The sequence below is a fragment of the Tepidimonas sp. genome (genome assembly GCF_046292505.1).
Taxonomy (GTDB): Bacteria; Pseudomonadota; Gammaproteobacteria; order Burkholderiales; family Burkholderiaceae_C; genus Tepidimonas.
The window spans coordinates 11,475-33,946 of sequence record NZ_JBKBQX010000013.1; the positions used below are offsets into that span (position 1 = coordinate 11,475).

The 22,472-nt window shown below is 68.2% G+C and carries 22 protein-coding genes; 9 read left to right on the forward strand and 13 right to left on the reverse strand.

From position 1 onward, the window contains the following. The 4 genes from ACK4TH_RS07380 to mltG form a co-directional block, all read right to left on the reverse strand. A partial coding sequence (locus ACK4TH_RS07380) for a DNA polymerase III subunit delta' (RefSeq protein ID WP_409624457.1) occupies nucleotides 1–965 on the reverse strand: 965 nt, incomplete at its 3' end. After that, nucleotides 962–1,609: a dTMP kinase gene (gene tmk / locus ACK4TH_RS07385; protein ID WP_409624460.1), complete on the reverse strand. Its 648-nt coding sequence runs from the start codon at nucleotides 1,607–1,609 to the stop codon at nucleotides 962–964. The genes ACK4TH_RS07380 and tmk, both read right to left, overlap by 4 nt. Next, nucleotides 1,606–3,144, reverse strand: coding sequence for a hypothetical protein (locus tag ACK4TH_RS07390; protein ID WP_409624463.1), 1,539 nt, complete (start codon nucleotides 3,142–3,144; stop codon nucleotides 1,606–1,608). Before ACK4TH_RS07390 ends, tmk begins: the two co-directional genes overlap by 4 nt. Further along, nucleotides 3,141–4,160, reverse strand: a complete 1,020-nt coding sequence (mltG, locus tag ACK4TH_RS07395; protein WP_409624466.1) for an endolytic transglycosylase MltG — start codon at nucleotides 4,158–4,160, stop codon at nucleotides 3,141–3,143. Before mltG ends, ACK4TH_RS07390 begins: the two co-directional genes overlap by 4 nt. Before the next feature lie 131 nt (nucleotides 4,161–4,291). Here mltG and ACK4TH_RS07400 point away from each other — a divergent pair, with 131 nt between their 5' ends. Both ACK4TH_RS07400 and ACK4TH_RS07405 read left to right on the forward strand, forming a co-directional pair. Beyond that, the gene (locus ACK4TH_RS07400; protein WP_409624469.1) at nucleotides 4,292–5,188 is read left to right on the forward strand and encodes a YgfZ/GcvT domain-containing protein; all 897 of its coding nucleotides are present in this window, start codon (nucleotides 4,292–4,294) and stop codon (nucleotides 5,186–5,188) included. A 4-nt stretch (nucleotides 5,189–5,192) separates the two neighbouring features. Further along, complete coding sequence (locus ACK4TH_RS07405; RefSeq protein WP_409624472.1) at nucleotides 5,193–6,032, forward strand: NRDE family protein; 840 nt, start codon at nucleotides 5,193–5,195, stop codon at nucleotides 6,030–6,032. Here the strand turns inward: ACK4TH_RS07405 and ACK4TH_RS07410 are convergent. Continuing rightward, nucleotides 5,942–6,841: a YbgC/FadM family acyl-CoA thioesterase gene (locus ACK4TH_RS07410; protein WP_409624475.1), complete on the reverse strand. Its 900-nt coding sequence runs from the start codon at nucleotides 6,839–6,841 to the stop codon at nucleotides 5,942–5,944. The two genes, ACK4TH_RS07405 and ACK4TH_RS07410, sit on opposite strands and share 91 nt — an antisense overlap. 47 nt (nucleotides 6,842–6,888) lie before the next feature. Here ACK4TH_RS07410 and ACK4TH_RS07415 point away from each other — a divergent pair, with 47 nt between their 5' ends. After that, a complete protein-coding gene (locus ACK4TH_RS07415; RefSeq protein ID WP_409624478.1) occupies nucleotides 6,889–8,895 on the forward strand; it encodes a peptidase U32 family protein in 2,007 nt (668 codons plus the stop codon). A gap of 19 nt (nucleotides 8,896–8,914) precedes the next feature. Here the strand turns inward: ACK4TH_RS07415 and ACK4TH_RS07420 are convergent, their stop codons facing one another. Together ACK4TH_RS07420 and purL are read right to left on the reverse strand one after the other, a co-directional pair. Continuing rightward, nucleotides 8,915–9,460: a hemerythrin domain-containing protein gene (locus ACK4TH_RS07420; protein ID WP_409624480.1), complete on the reverse strand. Its 546-nt coding sequence runs from the start codon at nucleotides 9,458–9,460 to the stop codon at nucleotides 8,915–8,917. A gap of 111 nt (nucleotides 9,461–9,571) precedes the next feature. After that, nucleotides 9,572–13,630, reverse strand: coding sequence for a phosphoribosylformylglycinamidine synthase (purL, locus tag ACK4TH_RS07425; protein WP_409624483.1), 4,059 nt, complete (start codon nucleotides 13,628–13,630; stop codon nucleotides 9,572–9,574). A 162-nt stretch (nucleotides 13,631–13,792) separates the two neighbouring features. Between purL and ACK4TH_RS07430 the strand changes: the two genes are divergently transcribed. The 5 genes from ACK4TH_RS07430 to ACK4TH_RS07450 are packed head-to-tail and all read left to right on the forward strand — an operon-like array spanning nucleotide 13,793 to nucleotide 18,362. Further along, nucleotides 13,793–14,980: an ABC transporter substrate-binding protein gene (locus ACK4TH_RS07430; protein ID WP_409624486.1), complete on the forward strand. Its 1,188-nt coding sequence runs from the start codon at nucleotides 13,793–13,795 to the stop codon at nucleotides 14,978–14,980. A gap of 18 nt (nucleotides 14,981–14,998) precedes the next feature. Further along, nucleotides 14,999–15,862: a branched-chain amino acid ABC transporter permease gene (locus tag ACK4TH_RS07435; RefSeq protein WP_143968036.1), complete on the forward strand. Its 864-nt coding sequence runs from the start codon at nucleotides 14,999–15,001 to the stop codon at nucleotides 15,860–15,862. Nucleotides 15,863–15,869: 7 nt separating this feature from the next. After that, nucleotides 15,870–16,907 carry a branched-chain amino acid ABC transporter permease gene (locus ACK4TH_RS07440; protein WP_409624489.1) on the forward strand — a complete coding sequence of 346 codons (1,038 nt, stop codon included), beginning with the start codon at nucleotides 15,870–15,872 and terminating at the stop codon, nucleotides 16,905–16,907. Continuing rightward, a complete protein-coding gene (locus ACK4TH_RS07445) occupies nucleotides 16,900–17,649 on the forward strand; it encodes an ABC transporter ATP-binding protein (RefSeq protein WP_409624492.1) in 750 nt (249 codons plus the stop codon). Before ACK4TH_RS07440 ends, ACK4TH_RS07445 begins: the two co-directional genes overlap by 8 nt. Next, entirely contained in the window at nucleotides 17,646–18,362 is a 717-nt protein-coding gene (locus ACK4TH_RS07450; RefSeq protein ID WP_409624495.1) for an ABC transporter ATP-binding protein, read from the forward strand. Before ACK4TH_RS07445 ends, ACK4TH_RS07450 begins: the two co-directional genes overlap by 4 nt. Before the next feature lie 77 nt (nucleotides 18,363–18,439). Here ACK4TH_RS07450 and soxX read toward each other — a convergent pair whose 3' ends face one another. The 5 genes from soxX to ACK4TH_RS07475 form a co-directional block, all read right to left on the reverse strand. Continuing rightward, the gene (gene soxX / locus ACK4TH_RS07455) at nucleotides 18,440–19,087 is read right to left on the reverse strand and encodes a sulfur oxidation c-type cytochrome SoxX (protein ID WP_409624499.1); all 648 of its coding nucleotides are present in this window, start codon (nucleotides 19,085–19,087) and stop codon (nucleotides 18,440–18,442) included. Nucleotides 19,088–19,103: 16 nt separating this feature from the next. Further along, a complete protein-coding gene (gene soxA / locus ACK4TH_RS07460; RefSeq protein WP_409624502.1) occupies nucleotides 19,104–19,904 on the reverse strand; it encodes a sulfur oxidation c-type cytochrome SoxA in 801 nt (266 codons plus the stop codon). Between the two features lie 59 nt (nucleotides 19,905–19,963). Then, entirely contained in the window at nucleotides 19,964–20,275 is a 312-nt protein-coding gene (gene soxZ, locus ACK4TH_RS07465; RefSeq protein WP_409622267.1) for a thiosulfate oxidation carrier complex protein SoxZ, read from the reverse strand. 37 nt (nucleotides 20,276–20,312) lie between these two features. Next, nucleotides 20,313–20,765: a thiosulfate oxidation carrier protein SoxY gene (gene soxY, locus ACK4TH_RS07470; protein WP_409624554.1), complete on the reverse strand. Its 453-nt coding sequence runs from the start codon at nucleotides 20,763–20,765 to the stop codon at nucleotides 20,313–20,315. Nucleotides 20,766–20,959: 194 nt separating this feature from the next. Beyond that, nucleotides 20,960–21,553 carry an isochorismatase family protein gene (locus ACK4TH_RS07475; RefSeq protein WP_409624505.1) on the reverse strand — a complete coding sequence of 198 codons (594 nt, stop codon included), beginning with the start codon at nucleotides 21,551–21,553 and terminating at the stop codon, nucleotides 20,960–20,962. 198 nt (nucleotides 21,554–21,751) lie between these two features. Here ACK4TH_RS07475 and ACK4TH_RS07480 point away from each other — a divergent pair, with 198 nt between their 5' ends. Then, nucleotides 21,752–22,219 (forward strand): C40 family peptidase, encoded by a 468-nt coding sequence (locus tag ACK4TH_RS07480; RefSeq protein WP_409624508.1) that lies wholly within the window; start codon nucleotides 21,752–21,754, stop codon nucleotides 22,217–22,219. 33 nt (nucleotides 22,220–22,252) lie between these two features. On the opposite strand, the gene ACK4TH_RS07485 is transcribed toward ACK4TH_RS07480, so the two are convergent. Beyond that, a complete protein-coding gene (locus ACK4TH_RS07485) occupies nucleotides 22,253–22,468 on the reverse strand; it encodes a YdcH family protein (RefSeq protein ID WP_143968042.1) in 216 nt (71 codons plus the stop codon). Nucleotides 22,469–22,472: the final 4 nt, after the last annotated feature.

The following is a 22,472-nucleotide window of genomic DNA, read 5'->3' on the forward strand; positions in this document are numbered from 1 at the left end:
CCGGCCTGCAGCGGGTGTTCGGCCGTGCGCCACGCTTGCTGCAGAGCCCGCCAGTAGCCGGACAACCGGTGCGGGACGGGGTTGGGCGGCAACGCCTCGGCGGCAAAGTAGCGCGGGGGCGCCCCCGTCGCCAGGGCCATGGCGTCGTGGCACAGCAGCATCAGCACCTGCAGCTGCCGCGGGATGGGCCAGTCGACGATGGCGGACCAGTCCCCTTGCGCCAGCTGGCGGGGGAGATCGGCCCACAGCCGTGCGGTCACCCCCAGTCGGGCCCAGGCCAGCGCTTCCTGCGGCCGGCCGCCGGCCGCCTGCCAGCATGCCGCCCAGTCCGCCTCGGTCAGCGCCCGGGTCGACGTGGACCCCTCCCCCGCCGTCTGCATCAGCCAGGCCTGGCCCTCGGCCTCGGTGGGCCAGGCCATCGCGTGGGTTTGGCAGCGGCTGCGGATCGTGGGCAGCAGCAGGTGCGCGGCCTCGGTCGCTAGGATGAACCGCACGCGCCCCGGGGGCTCCTCCAACGTCTTGAGCAGCGTATTGGCCGATTCCACATTCAGCCGCTCGGCGGGGTGGATCAGCACGACCTTGCCCTGTCCCCGTGCGTGCGTCACCTGGGTGAACGCAACCGCCGCGCGGGTGGCTTCCACCCGGATCTGGCGGCTGGGCTTGATTTCTTTGCGCTCGATACGCTCGGCGGTGCCGGGGTCCAGTGGCCAGCCAAGCTCCAGCGCCAACGCGTCGGGCAACAGCACGAACAGGTCGGCGTGCGTGCGTGCGTCGACCGCGTGGCAGCCTGCGCAGCTGCCGCAAGCCTGGGGGCCGCGCGGTTGCTCGCACAGCCAGCGTCGGGCCAGCGCCAACGCCAGTTCGTACTGGCCCAGGCCCGCCGGACCATCGAGCAGCACGGCGTGCCCGCGCAGGGTCAACACCGCGGCCAGTTGCCGCTGCAGCCAAGGGGCCAGCGCGGTCATGCCAACACCCCCCGGGCGCGGCAGACCGACTCGACCTCCACCCACACCTGTGGCAGTGGCCGTGTGGCGTCGATGCGCACGATACGCTCGGGCGCGGCGCTGGCACGCGCCGCGTAGCCGGCGCGAACGCGCTCGAAAAACGCCAGCGGCTCGGCCTCGAACCGATCCGGCGTGCGCACCGCCGCCAGCCGCTGCGCAGCAACCGCTGGCGGCACATCGAACCACAGCGTCAGGTCCGGTTGGCGCAGCCGCCCTTGGGCGTCCGTTTGTACCCAGCGCTCCAACGTGTCCAACACGCCCAGGTCGAACCCACGCCCATGCCCTTGGTAGGCGAAGGTGGCGTCGGTGAAGCGGTCGCACAGCACCACCTGGCCCGCGGCCAGCGCCGGCTCGATGGCACGTTGCCAGTGGTCGCGGCGCGCGGCGAACATCAGCAGCGCCTCGCACAACGGGTCCATCGGTTCGTGCAGCAGCAGCTCGCGCAAGCGCTCGGCCAGCGGCGTGCCGCCCGGCTCACGCGTTTGCAGCACCACCCTGCCCTGCGCCTGCAACGCCTGCGCCAGGGCCGGCAAGTGGGTGGACTTGCCGGCGCCGTCGATGCCTTCGAAGGTGATGAACCAGCCGCCTGGACGTGGGTGCGTCATGGGGTGCGATCGTACACGGTGTCCAGGGCGTGGCAGACCGCGTCAGTGCGCTGCCAAGGCTGCACATGCAGGGTTACCGTGGTCCGCGTGCGACCCGCGGGCAGCATCGGTACGGTGACGGTCGTCGCGGGGGTCATGGGAGTCCAGGCATATGGCAGCGGCGGTGCAGCAGGCGGGTGATGCGCGGCCACGCTCCACACCGTGCACGCCTGGATGTGGCGCAGCACCGCCGGGGCACTGTGCTGGTAGACGACCGTCCACCCCCGCGGGCCGTAGGCCGCCATCGCGCCCGCCAGTTGGATCGGATCGGCCGCGACCGTGGCGTGCGGCGGCAGCACAGCGCCCAGGCGGGCCGCCGCCTCGCGCGCCGGCCAGCGGATGGTGGCGGGACGGTCCAGCCAGGCCAACACCCAAGGGCGTGCCAGCAGCAAGGCCAACGCGGTGGCGATCAGTGCCAGGCTCCAGCGCTGCAGACGTGCCCAATCCACATGGCCGTGCGTGGCAGCCATGGCCACCAACGCCAACAGCGGTGGGGTGAGTGGCAGCACCCAGCGTTCCTTGATCTGATGCAACGCGCCAGCCAACACCAGCACCGACATGCTGCCCGCAACGACTGCGACGTACAGCAGCGCCCATCGTCCCCATCGGCGCACGTGGTGGTCACCTCCACGCGGGTCGACGGGCTCGGCGCGATCACCCGCCCCTGACCAAACAGCCATCCCCAACAACGCCGCCGGCAGGGTAAGGTTGGCCAGCCAGGCCACCGCCAGCGCCACAACACCCTGTGTCCGGTGGCCACCGTCGCCCTGCATTTTGGCGCCCAGCGTGGCCTGGACCTCGGGCCACGCATCGAGCAGCCACGCTGCGTGCAGCCCGATGGGGGTCAGGCCGACCAGGAACCACGGTAGCCCTCGCGCATGCTGCCGGACGATGCGCCAGCGGCCCGACCAAGCCGGCACCCGATGCGCCAGCGCCGCCAGCAGCACCGCCAGCCAACCAACCAAGGCCAGCGCCGTGTTGTACTTGGACAGCAGCGCGGCGGCGATGGCCAACCCCAGCCCGAACCAACGCCTGCGCGACAGCGGCCGCTCGGGCCGCTCCAGCAACGGCGCACTCAAACCCACCACGACGGCCATGCACGTGGTGGCCAGCAAGCTGTGCGTCAGCGTGCGTGGGGCATCCCACAGCAGCAGCGGCAGCGTCATCGCCCATGCCGCCACCGCCCCGGCGGCGGCACGCATACCCAGTTGCGCCACGAACCACCCCACCGCGATGCCCACGCCCGACAACGCGACGGCTTTTAACAGCCACAGGGCCGCCAGCACCGACATGCCCGTGGCTTGACGCACGCTCCACAGCAACCATTCGAACAGCGGCGGCTGGGGCCCGTAGCCGGCCAGCAGCCACTGTTGGTGAAGCACCTGCTCGGCCTCATCGAACGCCAGTGCGGGCGTTGACCAAGCTCGGGCCAAGGCCCACGCGGCGCACAGCAGCACAAGCGCGATCCACGCAGGTGGAAGTTGATAGGGGCTCATCGTTGCAACTGGTAGCGCCGCACCGCGCGGTTGTGTTCGTCCAACGTGCGGCTGAAGGCGCTGGTGCCGTCGCCGCGGGCGACGAAGTACAGGGCACGGCTGGACGCGGGCTGGACGGCGGCCAGCAGCGAGTTCCAGCCGGGCATGGCGATGGGCGTGGGCGGCAGCCCTGCCCGGGTGTAGGTGTTGTAGGGCGTGTCGGTGACCAGATCCCGGCGGCGCAGATCGCCGTCGAAGCGCTCGCCCAGGCCATAGATCACGGCCGGGTCGGTCTGCAGGCGCATGCCGATGCGCAGGCGGTTGATGAACACGGCAGCGACGTGGGCGCGGTCGGCTTCCAGCCCGGTTTCCTTCTCGACGATGCTGGCGAGGATCAGCGCCTCGTCCGGCGTCTGCAGCGGCAGTCCGGGCTGGCGCCGGGCCCAGGCATCGGCCAGGCGGGTGTCCATGGCCGCGGCGGCCTGCCGCAGGACGCGCGATGCCGGCGTGCGCTTGGGGTACACATACGTGTCGGGGAAGAACCGCCCCTCGGCATGGGCGACGCGCAGGCCCAGGTGCCGCGCCAGGGCGACCGGGTCGTCGCCTGCTGGCAAATCGTCGATCAGGTGTTCGGCGGCACGCACCGCCTGCAGCATCTGGCGCACATTCCACCCTTCCACCAGCGTTAGGCGCCGCACCGCCTGTTCGCCGCGCACCAGCTTGTCCAGCAGCGTGGTGGGGGTGGTGCCCGGCGCGATCTCGTAGCTGCCGGCCTTGAGCGCGCGCGATTGCCCCGAGAGCCGAAACCACAGGAACAGCCCCCAGGCCGAGGTGTCCACCCCCGAGGCGACCAGTGCGTCGGCCACCTCGGCGGCGGACATGCCCGGCTCGATCACCACATCCACGGCCGGCTGCCCCTGCAGCCGCAGGGACAAGGGGCGGTGCAGCCACGCGGCGATGGCCGTGGCACCGGCCAGCACGGCCACCGCCGCGAGCAGGGTCCAACGGAATGCCAGGGATCGCAACGAGCGGGACACGGGTAATGGGCAGGCCGTCGTCAGCGGCGTCAGGGCTGCGGGAGAATACGGCCGTCGATGATAGCCGCAACCGTTGTTCGCTCATGATGCCCACCCCGAACCTCGCTGCCGATACTGTCGCTCTTCCCCCCATGCACGGGGTCGTCCGCCTGGACGACTGGGGTGTGATCAGCGCCCAGGGTGAAGAGGCGGCCGCCTTTCTCCATGGACAGTTGACGCAGGACTTCATCCTGCAGCGCGATGCCGAAGCGCGGCTCGCCGCCTACTGCACACCCAAGGGGCGCATGCTGTTCAGCGCCATCGGCGTTCGGCGCGATGGCGAGGTGCTGCTGTGTGCGCCGCGTGAGCGCATCGCGCCGACCGTCAAGCGCTTGTCGATGTTCGTGCTGCGGGCCAAGGTGCGGCTCAGCGATGCGTCCCAGCAATGGGCGTTGTGGGGGGCGGCGGGTGACGCGGTGCCCGTCGCGCTGCCGCCGGCCGTCTGGTCCGTGTGGCGCGAGGGCGACCGTACCTGGGTGCGGTTGCCGCCAGGGGCGGGTGTGCCCCGGGCGCTGCTGATCCAGCCGGCCTCTGCCCCCGCGCCCGAGGGGCCTGCGCTCGCCCCAGCCCATTGGCAGTGGTTGGCGGTGATGAGCGGCGTGGCCCACATCACCGATGCCGTGGTGGAGGCCTTCGTGCCGCAGATGATCAACTACGAATCGGTCGGGGGCGTCCATTTCAAGAAGGGGTGCTACCCCGGGCAGGAGGTGGTGGCGCGCAGCCAATTCCGCGGCACGCTCAAGCGGCGCGGCTACCTGGTTCATGCCGACGGGCCCCTGGCGGCGGGGCAGGAGGTGTTCCATGCCGCTGATCCGGAGCAGCCCGCAGGGACAGTCGCGCAAGCGGCCCCTCATCCCCTTGCAGGGTGGGACGCCATCGTGTCCCTGCAGACCAGCGCGGCGGACGGGCAGCCGCTGACGGCCGGCGGTCCCGATGGCGTGCCCGTGCGTCTGCAACCCCTGCCGTACGAGTTGCTGCAGGACATCTGACACCATGTGCCTGATGGCCTGGGCACTCGGGCAGGACCCCGCGGCGCCGCTGTGGGTGGCGGCCAACCGCGACGAGCAATGGGACCGCCCCACCCTGCCCCTGCACGCCTGGACGTCGCCCCAGGGCGGGACGATCTGGAGCGGCCGGGATGCCCAGGCCGGCGGATCGTGGCTGGCATTCGGCTCGGCGGGTCGGGTGGCCATGTTGACCAATGTGCGCGCCTGGCCGCCCGAGCCGGCGCAGGACCGCAGCCGGGGTAGTCTGGTCATCGGCTGGCTGGTGTCCGCGGACTTGCCGACCTGGGCCGACTTCGCCCGCCGACACGACCCCACGGCGTACAACGGCTGCAACGTGGTGCTGGGCGATGTGCTGCGGGGGCGCTGGGCGTGGCTGACCAACCGCGACCCGGGCCCTGCGCTTGCCGACGACTCCGCGACCGAGCGTGTCGGGGGCTGGTGGGCGCGGGAATTGCCGCCCGGCGTCTATGCCCTGTCGAATGCGGCGCTGGACACCCCGTGGCCCAAGCTGTGCCGACTCAAATCGGCCCTCGACCGGGCCTTGGTCACGCCGCCCGTGGAGGCGGCGTACAGCGCTTTGTTGGAGGCCCTGCGCACGCACGTGCCCTGCGCGGACGTCGGGCAGCACTTGGAAGCCAGTCCCTATGTCCATCTGCCCGAGCGCCGCTACGGCACACGCAGCAGCCTGATCGCCCGTTGGGACCGCACCGGCACCCTGACGCTGACCGAGTGGACCTATGCCAGTCCGCAGGGGCCGGCGGCGGCCGATCGCGCCGATCCAAGGCGCATTTCCATCGACTGGTGGGGAATGCCGACCTCGTCATAGGGCTCGCCCACGCGCCGCCAGCCCAGCCGCTCGTAAAAGCCGATGGCGGTGCGCTGCGCACTCAGGCGCAGGGTGTGGTCGCCGCGCGCGCGGGCGGCATCCGACAGGGCCTGCAACACCCGTGTGCCGACGCCGGTGCCGCGCAGCACGCGGTGCACCGCCATGCGCCCCACCTTGCCCACCCCCGGCTCGGCCGTCAGCAGCCGCCCGGTACCCACCGCCTGCCCCAGGTGGTTGTAGGCCACCGCGTGAAGTGCCGTGGCATCGGCCGCGTCCCACTCCTCCGATTCCGGGATGCCCTGCTCGTCCACGAACACCGCGCGGCGCAGCGGGGCCGCATCGCGCTCCAGGGTCTGCCAGTTGCCGGTCACCACCCGCAGCACGTCCTGTCCGGCCTCGTAGCGCTGCACCAATTCGCGCAGCGCCGCCGGCACCGGGCGCGAGGTCTGTGTGGTCGGATCGGCAAACACATAGACGATTTCCGCGCCCACCAGCGCGCGCTCGCCCAGGAACAGCGCACCGGTCATCGTCATCGACGAATTGCCGATGCGCTCGCAGCGCAGCGCCACGTCCACCTGGTCGTCCATGCGAGCGCTGGCGGCAAATTCGAGGCTCGCCTTCTTGACGTAAAGCTCGCCGCCCAGTTGCTGCATCGCATCGGCGTAGGGCAGGCCCAGCGCGCGCCAGTACTCGGTGATGCCGACGTCGAAATACATCAGGTAGTGGGCGTTGAAGACGATGCCCTGCATATCCACCTCGGCCCAGCGCACGCGCAGGCGGTGGAAACATCGGAATTCGTGGCGTTTCATGGCGGGATTTGGGACAATCGCGGGCTTTGGACGATGCAAGCCCGATTATGTTGCCCCACCAGCTCGAACTCCTGTCACCCGCGCGCGATGCCGACATCGGCATCGAAGCGGTCAACCATGGGGCGGATGCGGTCTACATCGGCGGGCCGGGCTTCGGGGCACGCGCCCACGCCGCCAACCCGCTTGGCGCCATCGAGCGCCTGGTTCGCCACGCGCACCGCTACCACGCGCGGGTCTTCGTCACGCTCAACACCATTTTGCGTGACGACGAGCTGGAGCCGGCGCGGCGCCTCATCCATGAGCTGTACGACATCGGCGTGGACGCGCTGATCGTGCAGGATATGGGGCTGCTGGAGCTGGACCTGCCCCCCATCCAGTTGCATGCCAGCACCCAGTGCGACATCCGCACGCCTCAGAAGGCAAGATTTTTGCAAGACGTGGGTTTTTCCCAGGTGGTGCTGGCGCGGGAGCTGACGCTGGAGCAGATCGCCGCGGTCGATGCGGCGCTGGGGCCGCGCGACGCGCCCGGGCGTGCGGTGCTGGAGTTTTTCATTCATGGCGCCTTGTGCGTGGCCTACAGCGGACAGTGCTACATCAGCCACGCCCATACCGGGCGCAGCGCCAACCGGGGCGATTGCTCTCAGGCCTGCCGCCTGCCCTACGAGGTGCGCGACGCGCAAGGGCGCATCCTGGCGCACGACAAACATGTGTTGTCCATGAAAGACAACAACCAGAGCGCCAACCTGCGCGCGCTCATCGACGCCGGCGTGCGCAGCTTCAAGATCGAGGGCCGCTACAAGGACATGGGGTATGTGAAGAACATCACCGCCCACTACCGCCGGCTGCTCGACCAGATTCTGGAGGAGCGCCCCGATCTGGCGCCCTCGTCCAGCGGCCGCTGCACCTACACCTTCACGCCGGATCCGGACCAGAACTTCAACCGAGAGTTCACCGATTACTTCGTGAACGGCCGTCGGATCGACATCGGCGCCTTCGACAGCCCCAAGAACCCCGGGCGCCCGATCGGCTGGGTGGTGCGCACGGCCGCGGATCACGTCGAGATCGAAACCGACGACCCCGCCATCGAGCTGGCCAACGGCGACGGCCTGTGTTACCTGGATCTGCAGCACAACCTGATGGGTTTGCAGACCAACCGGGTCGAGCGGCTGGGCTCCGGCACGGAGGGAGGCGCGCGCTGGCGCATCCACCCCAAGGATGCGATGGCCAGCCTGAAGGACCTGCGGCCGGGTACGGTCGTCAACCGCAACCGGAGCATGGCCTGGGTGCGGGCGTTGGAGCGGCCGTCGGCCGAGCGGCGCATTCCGCTGTGGGTGCAACTGCGCGCGCAGGGGGACGCCCTCTGCCTGACGCTGACCGATGCCGATGGCTGCACGGGCTCGGCCACCCTGTCCGGCCCCTTCGATCTGGCCCGCGATGCCGCGGCGCACGAGTCGCGGTTGGCCGAAGGGCTGGGCCGTCTGGGCGATACGGTGTTCGAAGCCGTGGCGCTGGATGTGGCGCTGCCGGCCCCGTGGTTCGTGCCGGCGTCGCGGCTGAACGCCCTGCGGCGCGACGCCGTGGCGGCCCTGATGGCGGCGCGCGAGGCCGCCCGTGTGCGGCCGCTGCGGGCGCCGGCCGTGCAGCCGCCCGTGCCTTACCCCGACGATGTGCTGACCTACCTGGGCAACGTCTACAACCACAAGGCGCGCGACTTCTACGCCCGGCACGGGGTGCGCGTGATCGAGGCTGCCTACGAGAGCCACGAGGAACCCGGCGACGTCAGCTTGATGATCACCAAGCACTGCGTGCGCTACAGCCTCAGCCTGTGCCCCAAACAGGCCAAGGGGGTGACCGGCGTGCAGGGCACGATCCGCGCCGAGCCGCTGGTGCTGGTCCATGGGCAGGAGCGATTGACGCTGCGCTTCGACTGCAAGCCGTGCGAGATGCACGTCGTCGGGCGCCTGAAGCGCCATGTGGTGCGCGACGCCGAACGCCAGTCGCGCGAGGTGCCGCTGCGCTTTTACCGCACTCGGCCGGCGCCGACGGCACCCTGACGGACGACAGCCATCGCGATCAGACGTAACCCGCCACCGGCATGGGCGCGTGGCGCATGTGCAGTGCCAGCCCCAGGGCCGCCATGTGGTTGCCGTTGCGACCCAGGATCGCCTGGGCCATGGGCAAAAACTCGGCCTCTTCGAAGCTGGCGTGGGCGCGGTACTGGGCGACCAGCGCTTCCAGGTCGGCGGTGTCCAGTTCGAACGATTGGCCTTTGGCCACTTTTTTGAGCCCGCCCTCCAGCCGCTTCCACAGCGTCTCCAGCGCGCGGTGCTCATCGGTCAGCCGCCGCACCAGGGCCTGGGCGCGATCGCGCTCCGCCCCGGCTTCGCTGCTGGCGATCACGGCGGGGAACAGCTCGCGCTCTTCGTCCAGATGGTGCTCGAAGATGGCCTCGCGGAAGAACTCGACCGACTGTTCAGCAAGCGCGCGCGCTCGGGCCGCCGGCAGTAGGAGAGCGGGCAATTCGGCCAGTCCGTCGAGCTTGCGCAGGATGCCGGCATGGCATTGCGAAAAATCGGCGATCGGCTGATCGACGGCGTTGGGCGCAGCGAATCCGGACATGGCGACACCGTTTTGCGACATCACGATGTGGCCAGTCTAGCCGCTGCGCTACCGCGAACCTTGACGCGCATCAAGGTTCGGTGGACAGGCTGGGAGGACGCCGGGTCGCGTTCAGCCGATCCAGCGGCGGGCGTTGCGGAACATGCGCATCCAGGGGCTGAAGGCGTCGAGGCCGCCGGTGGCGCCGAAATCCGTCCAGCTCATCTGCGCATTGCGGAATACCCGCTCAGGGTGCGGCATCATGGCGGTGAAGCGCCCATCCGGGGTGGTGACTGCGGTGATGCCACCCGGACTGCCGTTGGGGTTGAACGGATAGGCCTCGGTCGGGTGGCCGTGGTGGTCCACGAAGCGCATGGCGACACGGACGGCGTCGCGGTCGCCGCGCTGGCCAAAGTTGGCGTAGCCTTCGCCGTGCGCCACCGCAATCGGCAGCCGGCTGCCGGCCATGCCGTGCAGGAACAGGCTCGGGGACTCGGTCACCTCCACCAGCGACAGCCGGGCTTCGAAACGCTCGCTGACATTCGTCGTGAAGCGCGGCCAATGCTCAGCGCCAGGGATGATGGCGGCCAGCTCGGCAAACATCTGGCAGCCGTTGCACACGCCCAGCCCGAACGTGTCCGGCCGTGCGAAAAAGGCGGCGAACTGCTCCGACAGCTCCGGGTGGAAGGTGATGGAGCGCGCCCAGCCGATGCCAGCGCCCAGTGTGTCCCCGTAACTGAATCCGCCGCAGGCCACCAGTCCGCGAAAACCCTGCAACACGGTGCGGCCGGACAACAGATCCGTCATGTGCACGTCCACTGCCTCGAAGCCGGCGGCATCGAACGCATAGGCCATTTCCACATGTGAGTTGACACCCTGCTCGCGCAGGATGGCCACGCGCGGTCGCGTCAGATTCAGGTACGGGGCGGCGACGTCTTCGCAGGGGTCGAAGGTCAGCGCCACGTGCAATCCCGGATCGTCGGCTCGGCCGGCCGCGGCGTGCTCCGCATCGGCGCAGGCGGGGTTGTCACGCAACTGGCAGATCTTCCAGCTCACGCTGTCCCACACCTGTTGCAAATCCTCCAGTGAGGCGCTGAACAGGCATCGGGCATCACGCCAGATTTGCAGCTCACCCTTGCCGGCGTCGATGGGGCTGGTGGCGGGTCGGGTTTTGCCGATCACATGGCTGCAGGCCGACAGCCCGTGGGCACGCAAGGTCTGCAGCACCGCGTCGCGCTCGGTGCTGCGCACCTGCAGCACCACGCCCAGCTCCTCGCTGAACAGGGCCTTCAGGGTGAGTTCGTCGCGGCGCGCGCCGACCTGCGCGGCCCAGTTCTTGGCGTCGCCAAAGTCGGCGCGGCTGTCGCGGATGCCGTCGCCTTCGGTCACCAGCAAGTCGACGTTCAAGGTCACGCCCACATGGCCGGCAAACGCCATTTCGGCCACACAGGCCAGCAGCCCCCCGTCGCTGCGGTCGTGGTAGGCGAGCAGTTGCCCGCCAGCCCGCAGCGCGTTGACGGCATCGACCAACCGCACCAGGTCCTGCGGGTCGTCTAGGTCGGGCACATCGCCGCCGGGCTGGTCCAACACCTGCGCCAGGATGGAGCCGCCCATGCGATGGCGCCCGCGCCCCAGGTCGATCAGGATCAGCGTGGTGTCCTCCCGCGCGTCGAGCTGCGGCGTGAGGGTGCCACGCACATCCGCCAGGGTGGCGAAGGCGCTGACGATCAGGCTGACTGGGGCCGTCACCTTGCGCGCCCGTCCGTCATCGGTGCGCCACTGGGTGCGCATGGACAGGCTGTCTTTGCCCACGGGGATGCCGATGCCGAGTTGAGGGCACAGCTCCAACCCCACGGCCTTGACCGTGTCGTACAGCGCGGCGTCCTCGCCCGGCTCGCCGCAGGCGGCCATCCAGTTGGCCGACAGCTTCACGCGCGGCAGCTCGATGGGCGCCGCCAGCAGGTTGGTGATGGCTTCGGCCACCGCCATGCGGCCCGCGGCGGGGGCGTCCAGTGCGGCGATCGGCGTGCGCTCGCCCATGGCCATGGCCTCGCCGGCCAAACCCCGGAAGTCGGCCAGCGTCACCGCGCAATCGGCGACCGGCACCTGCCAAGGGCCCACCATCTGGTCGCGGTGGGTCAGGCCACCCACGGTTCGGTCGCCGATGGTGACCAAAAAACGCTTGGACGCGACGGTGGGGTGGGACAGCACCTCGATGACCGCTTGTTGCAGCCCCACGCCCGTGCCGTCGAACGGGGCAAAACGGCGTGGGATGCGTGTGACCTCTCGCCGCATGCGCGGGGGCTTGCCCAGCAGCACCTCCATGGGCATGTCCACGGGGCGGGCGTCTGCCGCAGCGCTGGCCTGCGCATCGGCGAGCACGAGCTGGCGCTCCTCGGTCGCCACCCCCACCACGGCAAACGGACAGCGCTCGCGCTCGCACAGCGCGGCAAAGCGCGGCAGGGCATCGGGGGCCAGCGCCAGCACGTAGCGCTCCTGGCTTTCGTTGCACCAGATCTCCTTGGGCGCGAGGCCGCTTTCCTCCAGCGGGATGGCGCGCAGGTCGAAGCGGGCGCCGCGCCCGGCGTCGTTCACCAGTTCCGGAAAGGCATTCGACAGCCCGCCAGCCCCCACGTCGTGGATGGCAAGGATGGGGTTGTCCGCACCCAGCGCCCAGCAGTGGTTGATCACCTCCTGCGCGCGGCGCTGGATTTCCGGATTGCCGCGCTGCACCGAGTCGAAGTCCAGCTCAGCCGCGTTGGCGCCGCTGGCCATCGAACTGGCGGCACCGCCGCCCATGCCGATGCGCATGCCCGGCCCGCCCAGCTGCACCAGGAGGGTGCCGGCCGGGAAGGTGATCTTGTGGGTCAGGCCGGCGTCGATCTGCCCCACCCCGCCGGCGATCATGATCGGCTTGTGGTAGCCGCGCTCCACCGCATCGACATCGGAGACCACGCGCTGCTCGTAGGCGCGGAAGTAGCCGAGCAGGTTGGGCCGGCCGAATTCGTTGTTGAAGGCGGCCCCGCCCAAGGGGCCCTCGATCATGATCTGCAACGGGCTGGCGATGTGCGCCGGCTTGCCGTCCGGCTGATCGGACCAGCCGCCCCACAGACGCGAGACCGAAAACCCCGTCAACCCCGCCTTGGGACGCGCCCCGCGGCCCGTCGCGCCCTCGTCGCGAATCTCGCCTCCGGCCCCCGTGGCCGCACCGGGGAACGGCGAGATCGCGGTCGGGTGGTTGTGGGTCTCCACCTTCATCAAAATGTGATGCCGCGCTTCGCTGCGGCGATAGCTGGGGCTGCCCGCGCCATCGGGCACCGCCACGAAACGCTCGACCGCATGCCCTTCCATCACCGCAGCGTTGTCCGCGTAGGCGACGATGGTGTGCTGAGGGGCGGTCTGGTGGGTGTGGCGGATCATGCCGAACAGGCTGTGCGGCTGCTCCACCCCGTCGATGACGAACTGGGCGTTGAAGATCTTGTGCCGGCAATGCTCGCTGTTGGCCTGGGCGAACATCATCAGCTCGACGTCGCTCGGGTTGCGCCCGAGTCGCTGGAAAGCCGCCACCAGGTAGTCGATTTCGTCATCCGCCAGGGCCAGGCCCCAGGCGGTGTTGGCCGCTTCCAGTGCCGCGCGCCCCTGCCCCAGCACATCCACGCGCTCCATGGGCTGGGAGGCCAATGCCGTGAACAGCCCCGCCGCCTCGGCCGTATCGCGCAGGGCGCTCTCGGTCATGCGGTCGTGCAACAGCGCCGCGCAGGCCTGCCATGCCGCATCGTCCAACGAGGCCGGGCGGCCGAGCCAGCCAGCGAGGGTACCGCTCTCCAGCGTCAGCCAATACTCCACGACGCGTTCGACCCGCCGCGCCGCCAGCCCACAGTTGTGCGCGATGTCGGTCGCCTTGGACGCCCAGGGCGATACCGTGCCCAGGCGCGGCGTGACAACGATGCGTACGCCCTGGGTAGGCCCGCGATACGGCTCCCCATAGGTCAGCAAGGCCGACCAGCGGGCGCGGGTGGATTCGTCCAGCGGGGCATCGGTGGCCACCAGGTGCACGTGGCGTGCGGCAATGCCGGCGATGCGAGCATCGACGGCCTGCAGGCGGGGCAGCAACTGCCGGGCCCGAAAGTGGCCGAGGGCATCCCCCCCGGCAAACGTCGACAGATGGAGCGGGGAGGCGGATGCGTTCACGGCGATGGCGCTGGGGTGTAGGGAAAGCCTTGAATTTTACTCGGCGGCCTTCGGTGGGCCCGTGGGGCAATTAGGGTTTGTCCGCCTTGCTGCGCCTGCCGCATGAAGTATCGTGCATGTCTGTCGTCGGCATTTCGCTTCAAGCCAGAGGAGTCCCCCACCATGACCACCCGCCGCGTTGTCCTGACCCGCAGCGCCGCCATGATCGGCGCCGCTTCCACCGGGCTGCTGTTGCCCCAAATCGTCCGGGCCCAGGCGGCCCGGGTCCGCGTGGGCTTCATGCTGCCCTACACCGGCACCTTCGCGCAATTGGGTGTCGCCATCGAAAACGGTGTGCGCATGGCCTTGGACGAAGCCGGCGGCAAGCTGGGGGGACGCGAGATCGACTTCTTCAAGGTCGATGACGAATCCAACCCCGCCAAGGGGGTGGAGAACGCCACCCGACTGGTGCAGCGCGACAAGGTCGATGTGCTGATCGGCACCGTGCACTCTGGGGTGCAGATGGGCATCCACAAAGTGGCGCGCGAGACTGGCGTGCTCAACCTCATCCCCAACGCGGGCGTGCATGTCGCCACCCGCCAGCAGTGCGCGCCCAACGTGTTCCGCACCAGCTTCTCCAACGCGCAGCCCACACTCGCCCTGGGCAAGCCCATGGTGGAGCGCGGCCACAAGCGCGCGGTCTGGATCACCTGGAATTACGCGGCCGGTGACGAGGCCTTCGAGGGTTTCGAACAGAGCTACACCGCCGCCGGCGGCACGATTGTCAAGAAACTCGGCCTGCCCTTCCCCAACGTCGAGTTCCAGGCGTTGCTGACCGAGATCGCGGCGCTCAAGCCCGACGCGGTGGCCTGCTTCTTCGCTGGCGGGGGCGCGGCCAAGTTTCTGCGCGACTACGCGGCGGCCGGTCTCAACCGCAGCATCCAGCTCTACGGCTCGGGCTTTTTGACCGAGGGTGTGCTGGAGGCGGCCGGGGACGCCGCCGAGGGCGTCATCACCACCATGCACTACAGCGATTCGCTGGACACGCCGCGCAACAAGCAGTTCCGCCTGAATTACGCCAAAACCTTCAAGTTGCAGCCCGACGTCTATGCCGTGCAGGGCTATGACACGGCCCTGCTGTTGCTGCAGGGCGCCAAGGCGGTCGGCGGTGACCTGTCCAACAAAAAAGCCCTCTACGCGGCGATGGAAGGCGCCGTCATCGACAGCCCGCGCGGTCAATGGCGCATGAGCAAGGCGCACAACCCCATCCAGGACATCTACCTGCGCCAAGTCAAAGGCAAAGAAAACCGCGTCATCGGTGTCGCTGCCAAGGCGGTCGAGGATCCGGGCACCGGCTGCCGCATGGGCTGAACGGGGATCGACGCGCCCATGGATCTGGCCAATTTTCTGATTCAGTTGCTCAACGGGGTGCAATACGGCCTGCTGCTGTTCATGCTGGCGGCGGGTCTGACCCTGATCTTCGGCATCATGGGCGTGGTCAATCTGGCCCACGGCAGTTTTTACATGTTGGGGGCTTACCTCGCGTGGTGGCTGGTGGGCGCCATCGACAGCCTGCTGCTGGCAATCGTGCTGGGGGCCGTGCTGGCGTTTGCGCTGGGCTGGCTGCTGGAGTGGGCGCTGTTTCGCCACTTCTACCACCGCGATCACCTCGACCAGGTCCTGTTGACATTCGGGCTGATCTATCTGTTCGAAGAGTCGCGCTCGCTGCTCTGGGGCGACGATGTGCACGCCGTGCCGGTGCCACCGCTGCTGGACGGCTCGATTGCGCTGACCGACACCCTGGCCTACCCCGTGTACCGCCTGTTCATGATGGGGCTGTGCGTGTTGTTGGCGCTGGGCCTGTACGCGCTGATCGCGCGCACGCGGCTGGGCATGAAGATCCGCGCCGGGGCCTTCAACCGCGACATGGCCGAGGCGCTGGGCGTCAACATCCGGCTCGTGCACGGCGTGGTGTTCGCGGTCGGTGTCGCCCTGGCCGTGGTGGCCGGCATGATTGCCGCGCCCATCTCCAGCGTCTATCCCAACATGGGTGCTCCGGTGCTGATCATGTGCTTCGTCGTGGTGGTGATCGGCGGCATCGGCTCGGTGCGTGGCGCCTTTGTCGCGGCGCTCATGGTGGGGCTGGTCGATACTTTCGGCAAAGTCCTCGTGCCCCAGATCGCCAGCATGCTGATCTACATGCTGATGGCCGCCGTGCTGCTCTATCGGCCCGAGGGCCTGTTCAAGCAATAACCCACCCATGTCGATCGCTGCCCACATCGAACGGCTGCCGCGCGGCCTGCAGCTCGCGCTCGGCCTTGGCGCCGTGGCGCTGGCCGCTTTTCCCTGGTTGGGGCTGGAAAACGAGCGCTACTACGTGCAGATGCTCACGCAAATGATGATCCTGGCCATCTTTGCCATGAGCTTGGATCTGCTGCAGGGGGTCACGGGGCTGGTGTCCCTGGGGCATGCGGCGTTTTTCGGGCTGGCGGGGTATGTGCTGGCCTTCGTGACCCCGTCGTCGGCCGCCCCCAGCCTGTGGTGGACCCTGCCACTGGCCGTGGCGGCCTCGGCGCTCGCGGCGTTGGTGATCGGGTTTTTCGTCGTGCGCACCAAAGGCATCTATTTCATCATGGTGACGATGGCGTTTGCGCAGATGCTGTACTACCTGTTCTTCGACAACAAGGCGCTGGGGGGCTCTGACGGCATCTATGTGCTGTTCAAGCCGTCCACCGGAGTGGGCGGGGAGGGGCAGCCGCTGGACCTGGAAAACCCCGTCACGTTCTACTACCTGACGCTGGCGTGCCTGGTGGGGGTGTATGCCTTTTTGCGCCGCTTGCTGTTCTCGCCCTTCGGGCGGGTGCTGGCGGGCATCCGCGTCAACGAACACCGCTTGCGCGCCGTGGGCTATGGCACCTTTGGCTACAAGCTCGCGGCGTTCACGCTGGCCGGCGCGCTGGCCGGGCTGGCGGGCTATCTGTGGGCGGCGCAGACCGGCTTCGTCAACCCGGAGCTGATGGGCTTCCACCAAAGCGCGCACGCCATCATGATGGTCATCCTGGGCGGCACGGGCAATTTCGCCGGGGCCATCGTGGGTGCCTTTGCCTTCGAATACCTGCTGCACGTCTTCAAGGACCTGACCAAGCACTGGCAGTTGTTGATGGGCGCGTTCATCGTGCTGGTGGTCTTCGTGGCGCCGCGGGGCCTGGTCGGGCTGGGCCAGCGGCTGCTGGAGCGGCGACGGCGCGGCGCACCGGCCCCCGTGGCCGAGTCGGTGCCGGGAGAGCAGCATGGCTGACGTCCTGCTCGAAGCCCGCGACCTGACCAAGCGCTTCGGCGGCCTGGCGGCGGTGGACCGCGTGTCGCTGACGCTCAAGCGCGACCACCTGCATGCGGTCATCGGCCCCAACGGGGCGGGCAAATCCACGTTGACCAACCTGTTGTCGGGGGATCTGCCTCCCACCTCCGGACGCTTGATACTCGCGGGCCAGGATGTCACCGGCGCCTCGGCCGAGGCCATTGCGCGCATGGGCCTGGGGCGCAGCTACCAAAAGACCAACATCTTCATGCCCTTCACGGTGTGGGAGAACGTCCGGCTCGCCGCCCAGTCGCGCACGCCGCATGCGGCGCGCTGGCTCACCCGCGCCGACGGTATCGCCGCCATCAACCAGCGTGCCGAGCGTGCGCTGGAGATGGCAGGCCTGAGCGCCCGCGCCGACCGCATCGCCGGCGCCATCAGCCACGGTGAGCAGCGCCAGCTCGAAATCGCCATGACCTTGGCCACCGAGCCGCAGGTGCTGCTGCTGGACGAACCCCTGGCCGGCATGGGGACAGCCGAGGCCGAGCGCATGGTCGAGCTGCTGCTGGCCATCAAGCGCGACCACGCCCTGATGCTGGTCGAGCACGACATGGATGCCGTCTTCGCGCTGGCCGACGAGCTGACGGTCATGGTCAATGGGCAGGTGATCGCATCGGGGCCACCCGCCGCCATTCGTGCCGACGCGGGCGTGCAGGCCGCTTACCTGGGGGAGGACGCGTGAGCACCGACACGCTCATCGAGACACACGGCCTGCACACCCACTATGGGGCCAGCCACATCCTGCATGGCGTCGATTTTTCCGTGCGCCGGGGCGAAACCATCGGCTTGATGGGGCGCAACGGCATGGGCAAATCCACGTTGCTCAAGAGCATCGTCGGCCTGGTGCGCCCCAGCGCGGGCGAGGTGCGCGTCAAGGGCCGGCCCACACAGCGTTTGCCGACGTTCGAGGTGGCACGGCTGGGCGTGGCTTATGTGCCGGAAGGGCGCGGCATCTTTGGCAACCTGAGCGTGCGCGAAAACCTGATCATGGCCGCGCGGCCCGGGGTCGATGGCCGCCGCGATTGGACCTACGAGCGGGTGCTGGAGACCTTCCCTCGCCTGGCGGAGCGTCTCGATCACGGGGGGCAGCAGCTCAGCGGCGGCGAGCAGCAAATGCTGACCATCGGCCGCGCCCTCATGACCAACCCGGACGTGCTGATACTGGACGAAGCGACCGAGGGGCTGGCCCCGCTGATCGCACGCGAGATCTGGCGCATCTGCCGCGTCATCCGCGACAGTGGCATCAGCAGCATCATCGTCGACAAAAACTGGAAGCACGTCACCCAGATCACCGACCGCAACGTGATCCTGGTCAAGGGCCGGGTGGCGTTCGAGGGCACGTCCGACGAGTTGACCGCCCGTCCCGATGTGCTGGAGCGTTACCTGGGCGTCTGAGGCGAAATGGGGAGGCCCCCGGTGACCTCCCCTGCCGATGGGCATGAACGGAGCGGGGCGATCGGCCCCGCCGCGACTCACTTGTTGACGGGCGATTGCGGATCCAGCAGCAGCGCCATCACATGCTTGATCTGCTGTTCACTCAGAATGCCCTTGTGCCCCGCGCTCGGCATCTTGGTGCAGGCGTTGAAGGCACGCGAGTTCCAGATCTTGGCCCAGGTGTACTCCACGATGGCCTTGGCTTCCGGGCTGTTGGGGTTGGTCACCCCGCGCAGCTTGCCGTAGTTGTACAGGCTCGGGCCCAGCGTGCCGAAGGAGATTTCCTCCTTCGTGATCTGGTGACAGTTGTAGCAGTTGCCACCGTTGACGGTTTTGGCGTTGTCCGACCATGTCAAACCGCGACCGCTCTGAGCGATCGCCTCGCCTTGCTTCCAATCCCCCAGAAACTTGCCGTCGCTCGGCCACTTGACGCTCTTGTAAGCGGCTTGTTCGATGGCTTTTGCCGTCTTTTCATCCAGCGGCTTGCCCGACACCTCGGACTGCCAGCAGGCGATGCGCGCTTCGTCCTGCTCCAGGCGATCGAGCTTGGCAATGCCGCGCTCGACGAACGATTTTTTGACGATCTCCATCGTCATCTTGTCGTACTCGGCGGGCGTCGGCGACGCGCTGCAACCCGCCAACACGATGACCGCCGGCGCGGCCCAAGCAATCAGGGACTTTTTCATGTGCGGATCCTCCGGTTCAGCGCTTGATGGCCGGTGCGATGGACTTGGCGCCCTTCGCGTTGACACCCATATAAACCCCCAGCGCGATCGTCACGTCGCTGGCAAACGTGGGTTCCGGAAAGCGCTGCTGCCGGTAGCAGTCGTTCAAGCGGTGTTGCATGCTCCACATCTGACCGTTGGACACGCGGTACGCCGGCCAGGCGGCGAAACCAATACCATCACCAGGGTTTTTGGTCAGATTGGGCAGGTCCTGCAGGCGGATGCGCTTGCCATCCTCGCCGTGGCAGCTCGCGCACGAGAAGTCGTGCGGCCCGCCGCGCAGAAAAAACAGGCGCTTGCCGACTTCGTACATGTCGCGCTCGGCCTGGGTGTTGAACGGCAGATTGAACGGCATGTCCCGCGACTGGCTGGAAATCCAGGTGGCCAGGGCGACGACGTTGGCCGTCTCACCTCGCCCGAAATTGCGCTGCGACACCTCCTTCTTCACGTCGATGCCCTGCAACGTCTCCATGCAGGTAAGCAACCGACTTTCCAGATCCTGGACGCGGCCGGTGTCCTTGAAAAAGCGCGGCAGCTCCACGAACGCGCCTTTGACCACGCCGGGGCCTTTGCCCAAATCGCACTGCTCCAGCGAGGCGTTCTTGGGGCCGCGTTTTTGCTTCCACAGGTCTTCGCCCTTGACTTCGAACAGCTCGGCCGGGTTACCGTCCTGCAGCATCGCCCGGTATTCCTCGATGCCCTTCATGGTGGCATCCTGGGCCACCACGGCGCTGCTCAACGACGACAGCACCACCGCTGTAATGAACGTTTTTTTCATTTTGGTTCCTCGTTGTGAACGGGGAAGCGCACGCCGATGCGCTCCCCCCACCGCCACCGTCAGGCGATCACGGCCTCGTCGGTGCGAGACTCGCCCTTGTTGTCGGTCCACTTGACCACGATCTTGTCGCCCTTGTTGGCGCCCTTGAACTTGAAGCTCAGAAACGGGTTTTGCGACACCGCCCCGCTCCACAGCGCCTTGAGCACTTCCTTGCCGTTGTGCGTGGCCACCACGTCCGTGATGTGGTGCGCCGGCACCAGGTTGCCCGACGCGTCTTTGCGCGTACCAGGCTCCATGGGGTGGCTCATGAGCACCCGCACCGTCGTCACCCCACCGGCCTCGTTGGCTCGGATGCGCATCGGATCTGCCATCTTCGTCTCTCCTTCGCGTTCGTTACCCTGTGTCGCTTCAGCCGCCGCAGCCGCCCAGCGTCACCTTCGTTTCCTTGACCGCCGAGTACAGCTTGCCGTCGGCCTTGACCACCGCCAGCACGTTGGTGCTCTGCCCCATCTTCAGGCGCGTCTGCACGTCCGCCTCGGTGCCCGCCGGAATCATGAACATCGCCGACAGCGGCGTCGGGTTCTTCTCCACCAGCAGGTAGATCTCGGTCGTGTTGGGCAGCTTGCTCACCGCCCCCACCGGCACCACCGCGCCGTTTTCCGCGATGTCCGGCGAGACGATCTGCACCTGGTCGCTCGTCGCGGGCTGGCCGCCCACCGCCTTGAGCGCGTCCGCCAGCGTCTTGGCCGCAAAGCCGTCGCGGCCCGCCGCCTGCGCCTGCTCGGCCGTCACCACGCCCAGCGACACCAGCGTCGCCAGCGCCCCGCCGGCCTTCAGCACGGCACGTCGGTTGGATTCGATAGCCATCATCTTGTGTAATCCTGCACGAGGTTTCGCCGTCACCGGGCCGCGTCATGGCGGACACCGCACACTGTCGATGAATCGTGGCACCTGTGCGCCAGCGACGCATCGGCAATTACCCTAAAAAGTCAAATATTCTTCCGCGCTGATATTTTGAGTCTATGAGTGCGGTGACGCCCAAGCGCTCGGGCCGGTCACTTCAGCAAGGCCAGCGCCTCGCGGAACCGCGGGTGCTTTGCGTCACGCAGCCACTCGAAGCCCACCATTTCGGCAGTGACCAATTCCACACCGTTGGCAGCCAGCCGGTCCAGCGCGGCATCGCGATCCCGGTCGCGGCGCGAGCCGCAGGCGTCCGTCACCACCCAGACGTCCAACTCCTGTTCCGCCAGACCCAGCGCCGTCTGCAGCAGGCAGACGTGGGTCTCGCACCCAGCCAGCACGATCGTCTGCCGTGCCGGTGGGAGGGGCTTTTGCAGGTGCTTGGGCAGGCTGCGGGCATTGCCCGCCGGGCGAGCCGGCGCCCGCAGGGCGGTCAGCAGGCCGCTGTCGCAGGCATCGAACGCGGTTTTGGCAAACACCTGCCGACACCGGTCACGCAGCGACGGCGCCAGGGGCCCCAGCCGCTCGGGGGCTTGCTCCGTCCCCCAGACGGGCACGTCCAGCAGGTGCGCCAACCCGGCCAGCAGTTCGGCGCGCTGCAACACCTCGTCGCCCCGCGCGATGGCCGGCATCAACCGGGCTTGGTAATCCACCAGCACGAGCTGGCAGTCGTTTGCATCCAACAACATGCGTTCTTTGATTCCCAAAACACCTGTGGGACTCGGCCGCCCCGTTGACGCCAGCCGTCATCCTGTCCTATTGTGTGCGCTATGACGCCGCGACCTGCCCCGGCCCAGCCGCTCATCCGCCGGACCCTGCACCGCCGGGCGTGGGGGATTGCGCTGACGCTCGCGCTTCCGCTGTCCGCGAAGGCGGGCGATCCTATCATGGATCTTCTTGCCGCGCGGGGGGTGTTGGGGGACGGGGCCGCGCCCGCGTGGTCTGCGCTGACCGACGACGCGCAAGGGCGCCGATCGGCCGCCTTGGTGTACGCCATGGCTTATGTCGGGGTGCCTTACCAGCGCGGGGGGACCGGGTTCGATCAGGGGGTGGACTGCAGCGGCTTCGTGCAGATCACCTACCGCGAGAGCGCCGGTATCCTGTTGCCGCGGCGCGCCGCGGAACAGGCTCAGGCGACGTTGCCCATCGATGCGGAGGCCTTGGCTCCCGGGGATTTGGTGTTTTTCAACACCCTGGGCGAGCCGTTCAGCCATGTGGGCATCTACATTGGGCAGGGGCGGTTCATTCACTCGCCCCGCTCTGGCGCCCATGTGCGCATGGAACGCCTGGACGACCGCTACTGGCGCGACCGCTTCAGCGGTGCGCGTCGCGTCGTTGGCGACGACAGCGGTTGAGGCTGCCGGTGCATCGACAGCCCTTTGGGCGGCTCAGGCGGCTGCCTTGCGCAGGATGTCGTACAGCTGGTCCTTGAGCAGCAATTTTTCCTTCTTCAGTGTCTCAATCTGCTCGTGCGTGCCGGGCTCGATGCCCTGCTCCATGCGCTGGATGCGCTCATCCAGCTCATTGTGCTTGTCGAACAGTCGGGTGAAGTGGTGATCGCTGGTTTTGAGCTTGGTGATCAGGTCGCGGTACTCGGGAAACATGGTG